Raw genomic sequence first — 8,994 nt, 5'->3', positions numbered from 1 at the left:
CCACGCCCGCCGCGGCCTTGGCCGCGTACCCGGCGGCGAACCAGCCGATGACCGCCACCGGCAGCAGTGCCGGGATGCCCGCGTTGACGTCCTTGAGCTCACCGGCGGCCAGCCGGCACTTGGCGCACTCCTCCAAGTGCTTGCGCAGCCCCCGCTCCGCCCGCATCCGCAACCCGCCCCGCGCGTACGCGCCCAGCCGGTCGGCGTACCGGGCGCAGTCCCCGCCCTGGCTCAGCGCGGAGCTCACATGTGCCTGGAGGTAGGCCTGCTTGAGCCCCTCGCGGGCGCGGCTGGCCAGCACCGCGGTGGCGTTGGGGCTCAACCCGAACAGCGGCGCGATCGCGCTCGGCGAGGCCTCCTCGACCGTGGTGTGCCACAGCACGGCCTGCCACCGCTCCGGCAGGCTGCGGAACGCCTGCATGGCGAGCGACTGCTCGGCCTCCCGCATGGCGCGGACGTCCGCGCCCAGTTCCAGCGTGTCGTCGGACAGCCGCGACCCGCCCTCGGTGCCCGCCGCCGCCTGCTCGGCGAACACCGCGAAGTCCTCGACGAGCTGCTCCCGCCGGGCGGTCCGGGTCCAGGCGGCGGCCACGCGGCGCACGGTGGTGAGCAGGTACGCGCGCACCGCCTGGTCCGGCCCTGCGCCGCCGCGCACGGCCTGCAGGGTCCGGGCGAACACCTCGGCCGTGAGGTCCTCGGCCGTGTGCGCGTCCCGGCAGCACGTGCGGGCGTAGCGGCGTACGGCATCCGCGTGCCGACGGAACAGCTCCTCGTACGCGCGGTCGTCACCGCCCCGCATGCGGGCGATGAGGTCGCCGTCCGACGGCGGCAGTTCGGCGGTGGTCGCGCCGCTGCCTGCGTCGCGCTGGGCCGGTACCTGGCGGGCGGGCAGGCTGCCCGCCTCGACCTCGCCGCCTCCGAGGGGTTCGTCCCGACCGTCAACGCTCATCGTGGACGCCCCCGCACGACACACTCAACCGGTACACCGGACCAGCGTGTCACACGGCGGACGTGCGCCGGACCTCTCTTCCCGCCATCCACTCATCCGGGCACAATTCGGCGAAACCCCGTACCGATCCTCACCCGTTCGAGCGAGCAGCCGTTCGAGACCGGGCCGCCACCCCGCTCGGCGCGGGGCGGCGGACACCGCAGCACAGGGGAGACCCCCCGGCGCTCCGACCCCCGCCTCCCCCGTCAGGCTGACCGACGGGCGACACGACCTGCGACCGGCAGCCAAAGCGGCAACGCGACCTGCGGTCGGCCACCGCGGAGCGGCACCCCGGCCGCCTACGGCCGCGACCAAGCGTCCAGTCACCGCCGCGTAGCGACCCGCGCCCGACCCTCGTCGCGTCGCGACGCGTGGGCGTCCACGGCGGGACTCGGGTCCGGGCGCGCGGCGACGCCACGTGCGGTCGGCCTCGGCGATGCCGCAACGGCGGTGCCACCGCGGTTCCGCACCCGGTGGCCGCACTACGGCAGCCACCCGCGTCCAGTCACCGCCGCGCGTCGGACCCGCGCCCGACCTCCGTCGCGTCGTGACGTGTAGTCGTCCACGGGCGACTTGGGTCCGGGCGCGCGGCGACGCCACGTGGGGTGGGCCACCCGCGGCGCCTCACCGAGTGGTCGCCTGCGGCAGCGACCGGTATCCGGTCTCCGCCGCGTGGCGACCTTTGGCCGGCCACCGCTGCGTCGCGGCCTGCGGTCGTCTACGGCGGCGGCTTGGCTCCGGGTACACGGCGACGCGACCTGCGGTCGGCACCACGGTGCCGTACCCGGTGGCCGCTCTACGGCAGCCACCAGCGTCCAGTCACCGCCGCGCAGCGACCCACAGCCAGTCACCGCCGCGCAGTGACCCGCAGCCAGTCACCGCCGCGCCGCGAAAGCCGGTCGCCCACAGCAGCGGCTTGGCTCCGGCTGTAGGACGACGCAACCCGCGCGCGACCACCGTCGCGCCGCGCCGCCCCGGCAGCCCAGCCACCCTGACGACCCAGCCCGCCCACGGCAGCCACCCGCAGCCGCCCCGGCGGCCCCACGGCGGCCTCAGGCAACCCCAGCCACCCGGGCAACCCCAGCCGCCCCCGGCGACCTCAGCGGCCCCGGCCAACCCGAGCCACCCGGGCAACCTCAGCCACCTCGGCCAACTTCAGCCGCCCTGGGGAACCTCGGCCACCCTGGGCAACCTCGGCCACCCTGGGCAACCTCGGCCACCCTGGGCAACCTCGGCCACCCTGGGCAACCTCGGCCACCCTCGGCCACCCTGGGCAACCTCGGCCACCCTCGGCCACCCTGGGCAACCTCGGCCACCCTGGGCAACCTCGGCCACCCTGGGCAACCTCAGCCACCCGGGCAACCCCAGCCGCCCCAGCCACCCCAGGCAACCCCAACCACCCCCTACCGCGACCGCAGCCCCTCCAGCAGGATCTCCAGCAGTCGTGCCGACGCCGCCGCCTGCTGGGCCGCGTCCGGCAGGGCCGGGGCGGCCGTGGCGATGACCAGGAGGACGTCGGCCACGGTGACGTCCGCGCGCAGTTCGCCCGCCTCGCGGGCCCGGTCCACCAGCTTGCCGACGACCTCCAGCAGCGCACCCGCGCCCGCGTCCTCCGCGGGCTCGTCCTCGGCCGGTGTCCGCGAGCCCACGACCCGCAGCTCCGGCTGGCCGACGACGGCACCGGCCGCCTGCCGCTGCTGCGGCACCCGGGCCGCCTCCGCGGCCCCGGCGCCCTCGTCCCCGTCCTCCGCGGCCGTGCCGACCCGCAGCACCTGCGGCGGCAGCAGCCGGCCGGCGCCCGAGGCGACCGAGGTCCGCAGGAAGCGGGAGAGCGCCTGCCACGGCTCCTCCTCCTGCCCCAGCGCGGCCCGGGCCTGCTCGGTCAGCCGGGAGGTCTCCTCCTCGGCTATGCGCCGGACCAGTACGTCCTTGCTCGGGAAGCGGCGGTACACCGTGCCGACGCCGACGCGCGCGCGACGCGCCACGTCCTCCATCGGCGCCCCGTAGCCCAGCTCGCCGAAGACCTCGCGAGCGGCCCTCAGCACGTGCTCGAGATTGCGCTGCGCGTCGACCCGCAGCGGCGTGGAACGACCCACGCCGTGCGCGGTCGGACCCGAGATCACACGGCCGCTGCTCTCGGTCGAGAGCGCGGTCGCAGAACCATGGAAATCGGAAATGTGCATATGTTTCCCCCGGTAATCTTTTGTCTCCCCCCGGAGACAGTCCCCGCCTTCGTGTCGAGGCGGCCACGGTCAGCGGCCTGGTCCTACTCTCGACGAGATACGAACATAGTTGAGCCAGGGTCAATTCAGAAGAGGGAGCCCCGGACGGAGCACCGCCCGATCGGAGCATTACCCGCCACTTTTCCCGCCGGAACCCCCCGAACGACTGCCTCCACCCGCTGTGACCTGCGCACCTTTCCCCTCCTGACCCCCTCCCGACCACCCCGTCCCGGCACCGACTCCGGTCACACGATTCGTCGGGCCTGTGGACAAAGTCCCGGCCACGGTGCGTCATGGGATGGTGAAGGCTGCATCCTCCCGGGGCGAGACCCCCGGCACCCCGCCCCGGACGCGCATCCTCGTCGTCGGCGGCGGCTACGTAGGCATGTACACGGCGCTGCGGCTCCAGCAGAAGCTGAGAGCCGACGAGGCCGAGGTCACGGTGGTCACTCCCGAGCCGTACATGACGTACCAGCCCTTCCTCCCCGAGGCGGCCGCCGGATCCATCTCGCCGCGCCACGTCGTGGTCCCGCTGCGCCGGGTCCTGCACAAGTGCCGCATCCTCATCGGCGAGGCCACCCGCATCGACCACGCCAAGCGGACCGCCACCGTCGAGACCCTCGCCACCGAGGAGGAGGGCGCCGGCCCGGTCCAGCTGGAGTACGACGAACTCGTCCTCGCCCCCGGCTCGATCTCCCGCACCCTCCCCGTCCCCGGCCTCGCCGACTACGCCATCGGCTTCAAGACCGTCGAAGAGGCCATCGGGCTGCGCAACCACGTCATCGAGCAGATGGACATCGCCTCCTCCACCCGCGACCCCGCCATCCGCGACGCCGCCCTCACCTTCGTCTTCGTCGGCGGCGGCTACGCCGGTGTGGAAGCCCTCGGCGAACTGGAGGACATGGCCCGCTACGCGGCGCGCTACTACCACAACATCAAGGCCGAGGACATGAAATGGGTCCTGGTCGAGGCGACCGACCGGATCCTTCCCGAGGTCGGCCCCGAGATGGGCCGCTACACCGTCCGGGAACTGCGCCGCCGGGGCATCGACGTACGCCTGGAGACCCGGCTCGAATCCTGCGCCGGCCGCGTCGCCGTCCTCAGCGACGGCTCCCGCTTCCCCACCCGGACCGTCGTGTGGACCGCCGGCGTCAAGCCGCACCCGCTCCTCGCCGCCACCGACCTCCCGCGCACCGACCGCGGCCGGCTGCGCTGCACCGCCCGGCTCACCGTCGACGGCGCCGAGCACGCCTGGGCCGCCGGCGACGCCGCCGCCGTGCCCGACATCACCGCCGAGGCGCCCGGCACGGAATGCGCCCCCAACGCCCAGCACGCCGTGCGCCAGGCCAGGCTGCTGGCCGACAACCTCGTCGCCTCCCTGCGCGGGCAGCAGTTGAAGGACTACTCCCACAAGTACGTCGGCTCCGTCGCCTCGCTCGGCCTGCACAAGGGCGTCGGCCACGTCTACGGACGCAAGCTCAAGCGCTATCCGGCCTGGCTGATGCACCGCATCTACCACCTCAGCCGCGTCCCCACCTTCAACCGCAAGATGCGCGTCCTGGCCGAATGGACCCTCTCCGGCCTCTTCACCCGCGAGATCGTCTCCCTGGGTTCGCTCGAACACCCCAGGGCAGAGTTCGAACTCGCCGCCGGACTGCGCAAGCACCCGCACCGGCCGCCCGCCCACGAGCCCCCTACGTCCGGGGAAGAGTGACGTTGTCAGTGCGGTCGGCCACACTGGACGTGTGACCATAGGTGGGCTCACACCTGCGCAGAGTGACACCGTCCAGCGACCGACCCTTGGGGAACCGCCCCAGACACGAGCGACCACGAGCGACACCCACGAGGCTTGAACGCAGTGAACTTCACGCGCTGGAGCGCCCGGTTCCCCGGAACGCAGCGCCGCGCCGCCGCCCGGACCGAGCACGCCGCCCGGGCCAAGCGGGGCGAGGGCTCCGTCCCCGCCGCCCGGGCCTCCGCCCCGGACGGCCGCCCCGCGGACCCCACCGTCTCCGGCACGGGCACCGGAGCCGGCCTCGGCGACGCCGCGCCCGCCCTCGACGAGCTCTCCGTCCGCGAGGTGCTCGGCCGCCTCCCGGCCCTGGTCGCGCTCCTCCACGGCCCCGAGCACCGCGTCGCGTACCTCAACGACGCCTACACCGCCGGCTTCGGTCCCCGCCCCACCGGCTCCCCCGCCCACGAGGCCCTCCCCGAGCTCGGCGAACTCGGCCTGCTCCCCCTCCTCGACCAGGTCCTGCGCAGCGGCAAGCCGCGCACCGCGAAGAACCGAACCGCGCCCGGCGGCGGCAAGACGTACACCGTCACCTGCACGCCCATCGCCGTCCCCGTCCCCGGCGGCGCGGGCGGCAGCAGGGGCGACGGCGGGGACGACGGCGCGGTCGACGGAGCCGGCGTCGGAGCAGGCGTCGGAGCGGGCGTCGGCGAAGGCGTCCTCGTCCACCTGGCCGACGTCACCGACCACGCCGAAGCCGTCGAACGGCTGCGCGCCAGCGAACGCCGCCAGCGCGAGGCAGCCGTCACCCTCCAGCGCTCCCTGCTCCCGCAGGAGCTGGAACAGCCCGACGACCTGCGCATCGCCGCCACCTACCAACCCGGCGGCACCGAGGCCGCCGTCGGCGGTGACTGGTACGACGTCATCACCCTCGGCGCCGGCCGCACCGCCCTGGTCATCGGCGACGTCATGGGGCGCGGCGTGCGCGCCGCCGCCGTGATGGGCCAGCTGCGCACCGCCGTCCGCGCGTACGCCCGCCTCGACCTGCCCCCGCACGAGGTGCTCCAGCTCCTCGACGGCCTGGCCGCCGAGATCGACGCCAGCCAGATCGCCACCTGCGTGTACGCCGTCCACGACCCCAACGAGGGCCTGCTCGCCTACGCTTCGGCCGGCCACCTGCCGATCCTGGTGCGCGACGCCGACGGCACCGTCCGCCGTGCCGCCGACCCCACCGGCCCCCCGCTGGGCACCGGCGGCTGGCTGCACTCCTCCGGCACCATCGCCCTCGGCCCCGGCGCCACCGCCGTCCTCTACACCGACGGCCTCGTCGAACGCCGCGGCGAGGACATCGACGAAGGCGTCGCCGCCCTCGAACGTGCCCTGTCCGGCGCCCAGGGCACGCCGCAGGTCATCTGCGACCGCCTGATGCGCGCCCTCGGTGTCGACGCCGACCACGACGACGACGTGGCCGTCCTCGTCCTCCAGCACCCCACCCGCACCGGAGCGGACGCCGAGCTCTTCCACAACGCCGCCCTGGAGCTCCTCGGCGGCGTCGAGGCGGCACCGCGCGCCCGCGCCTTCGCCCAGGGCGTCCTGACCTCCTGGCGCTTCCCGGTCGAGCTGTGCGACCTCGGCGTGCTCGCCGCCAGCGAGCTGGTGGCCAACTCCCTCCAGCACGGCACCCCGCCCATGCGGCTGCGGCTGCGCCGCACCGACCGCCGGCTGATCGTCGAGGTCACCGACGGGGACGACCACCTGCCGCGCCGCCGCCGCGCCGAGCCGGCCGACGAGACCGGCCGGGGCATCTCGATCATCGCGACGATCGCCTCGTCCTGGGGTTCCCGGCGCACCCCGGGCGGCGGCAAGGCGGTCTGGTGCGAGTTCGCCCTCCCGGACAAGTGAGGCGGCGCCTTCCCGGACAAGTGAGGCGGCGCCCTCCCGGCCGGGGCGGGGAGGCGGTGCACGACGGCAAGGGCCCGTCCCCAAGGGGGACGGGCCCTTCTTTCGTCGTCGGCCACGGGTGCCGGCGGGCGGTCACCGGCGGAGCCGGGCGCCTCAGGCGGCCACCGGCTCCACCGTCCGGGGCTGCCCCGACGCCACCGGTGCGCTCCGCAGCAGCGACGGGTTGTCCTGCGCCGGGGTCAGCTGCCGGCCCAGCCGCAGCGCCAGCCCGACGATGCCCAGCGAGACCAGGGCGAACGTGGCGACGTAGAGCATCGGCAGCCCGGCGCCCACCGGCACGCCCAGCGGACCGAGCGCCAGGGCCATCTGCTTGACCAGGGCGAAGGCCGAGTTGTACTGCCCGACCGAGCCCTCCGGCGCCAGGTCGGCCACCAGCGGCGCCAGCGTCGGCGACAGCATGGCCTCACCGATGCCGAACAGGGCGTACGTCGTCACGAACGCGGTGGCGGCCACCGCGGTGCCGCCGTGGCCGAGGCCGGAGAACCCGGCGACGACCCAGGCGACCGTCCAGATCACACCGACCAGGGCGATGACCCGGGACCGGCGCCGCTTCTCGACGAGCTTCAGCACGGCGAACTGGGCGACCACGATCGCACCGGTGTTGGCGGCCAGCGCAAAGCCGAGCGTGGCCGGGGTGATCCCCGCCGCCTCGGTGCCGAACGCCGCCAGACCCGACTCGAACTGCCCGTAGCAGGCGAAGAACAGGACGAAGCCCAGTACGCAGAACTGCACCATCGCCTTGTGCCGGACCAGCCGCGCCCAGCCGCCGCCGCGCGGGGCCGCGTCCTTGCGCAGCGCCTCGCTGATGACCGGGGCGTGCGGCAGCTTCACGCTGAGGATGATCCCGGCGAGCACCAGGAACATCACGGCCTCGACGGTGAACAGCAGCGTGAAGCTCGCCGGGCGGCTCTCGTCGACGATCTGGCCGCCGAGCAGGCCACCGATGCCCAGACCCAGGTTCTGCATGAAGAACTGGAGGGCGAACGCGCGGGTCCGCGAGGTCGGCGTCGAGCACGACACGATCATCGTGGCGAGCGCCGGCTGCATGACCGCCTGACCGGCGCCCAGCGCCAGGGCGGACAGCAGGATCGGGGCGACGCCCGTCGACAGCCCGAGCGCCAGCGCGCCGGCGGAGGCGGCGACCGACGCGCCGACCACCACGGGGACGGGGCCGCGACGGTCGATGACCCGGCCGGTGAAGGGGAGCGCGAGCAGGGCCCCGAGGGCGAAGGCGACGAACGCACTGGTCGCCGCCATGGAGCCCAGACCCCGCACCTGCGCCACGTAGAGATAGAGGAACGGAACCGTGAAGCCGATGCCGAACGCGCTGAGCGCGTTGCCCGCCTGGATCCGCCGCATCGCGGCGCCCATCACCTTGGTCACCTCTCACCTGCCCTTAGAGCTCAAGACTTCATACCTAAACTTCAAGCGTTAAAAGTACATAGTGAAGGAGTTAAGTGCAAACGAGCTCGTGCCATACTTCGCTCCATGGGTGACACCCCCGACCACACAGCGGCCCCCGTGGGCGAGCCGAGCCTCGACGAGCAGATCGCCCTCTACCAGCGCGAGTTCCAGGACCTCGACCCGCAGGTCGAGAAGGTCGTGTCCGCGATGAGCCGGCTCAGCCGCCGGATGAACGTCGCCTACGGACGCCAGACCGCGGCGCTGGGCATCAGCAACGCCGAGTGGGAGGTCCTCAAGGCCCTCGTCCTCGCGGGCGCCCCGTACCGGCTCGGCCCGAGCGAGCTCGCCAAGCAGCTCGGCCTCACCCCGGCGGCCATGACCCACCGGATCGACCGCATGACGGCGGAGGGGCTGGTCACGCGGGAGCGGGACGAGTCCAACCGGGTCCGGGTGATCGTGGAGCTCACGGCCGAGGGTCGCAGCAAGTGGCTCGACGCGATGCGGGCGGCCTCGGTCTTCGAGGAGGACCTCCTCCAGGACCTCTCCGGCGAGGAGCGCGGTGTCCTGGGCGACCTGCTGACCCGCCTGCTGGACCGGGTGGAACGCCTCCAGACCCGGGCCTGACCGGGCGGAAGACCCGGGGTTGACACACGCCCCGGGCATCCGTAAAGTTCTCCGAGTTGTCA

General features: G+C 73.9%; 6 protein-coding genes. 3 read left to right on the top strand and 3 right to left on the bottom strand.

The features are described from left to right. Window positions 1-949, bottom strand: a 949-nt coding sequence (locus LG632_RS28480; protein WP_226730596.1) for a sigma-70 family RNA polymerase sigma factor, incomplete at its 3' end; no start/stop codon positions are given. Between the two features lie 1,442 nt (window positions 950-2,391). Further along, window positions 2,392-3,171, bottom strand: a complete 780-nt coding sequence (locus tag LG632_RS28475) for a TetR/AcrR family transcriptional regulator (protein WP_226730595.1) — start codon at window positions 3,169-3,171, stop codon at window positions 2,392-2,394. 337 nt (window positions 3,172-3,508) lie between these two features. Here LG632_RS28475 and LG632_RS28470 point away from each other — a divergent pair, with 337 nt between their 5' ends. Then, a complete protein-coding gene (locus LG632_RS28470) occupies window positions 3,509-4,924 on the top strand; it encodes an NAD(P)/FAD-dependent oxidoreductase (RefSeq protein ID WP_226730594.1) in 1,416 nt (471 codons plus the stop codon). 144 nt (window positions 4,925-5,068) lie between these two features. Continuing rightward, on the top strand, window positions 5,069-6,844 hold the full coding sequence (locus LG632_RS28465) for an ATP-binding SpoIIE family protein phosphatase (protein ID WP_226730600.1): 1,776 nt from the start codon (window positions 5,069-5,071) through the stop codon (window positions 6,842-6,844). Window positions 6,845-6,997: 153 nt separating this feature from the next. Here the strand turns inward: LG632_RS28465 and LG632_RS28460 are convergent, their stop codons facing one another. Continuing rightward, the gene (locus tag LG632_RS28460) at window positions 6,998-8,275 is read right to left on the bottom strand and encodes an MFS transporter (RefSeq protein ID WP_226730598.1); all 1,278 of its coding nucleotides are present in this window, start codon (window positions 8,273-8,275) and stop codon (window positions 6,998-7,000) included. Between the two features lie 117 nt (window positions 8,276-8,392). Here LG632_RS28460 and LG632_RS28455 point away from each other — a divergent pair, with 117 nt between their 5' ends. Next, window positions 8,393-8,932: a MarR family winged helix-turn-helix transcriptional regulator gene (locus tag LG632_RS28455; RefSeq protein ID WP_226730592.1), complete on the top strand. Its 540-nt coding sequence runs from the start codon at window positions 8,393-8,395 to the stop codon at window positions 8,930-8,932. Window positions 8,933-8,994: the final 62 nt, after the last annotated feature.

Origin of the sequence: Streptomyces antimicrobicus (genome assembly GCF_020532625.1) — a bacterium.
Lineage (GTDB): Bacteria > Actinomycetota > Actinomycetes > Streptomycetales > Streptomycetaceae > Streptomyces > Streptomyces antimicrobicus.
Note: the sequence above shows the minus strand (reverse complement) of the source record. Positions and strands in the feature narration are given on the sequence as shown.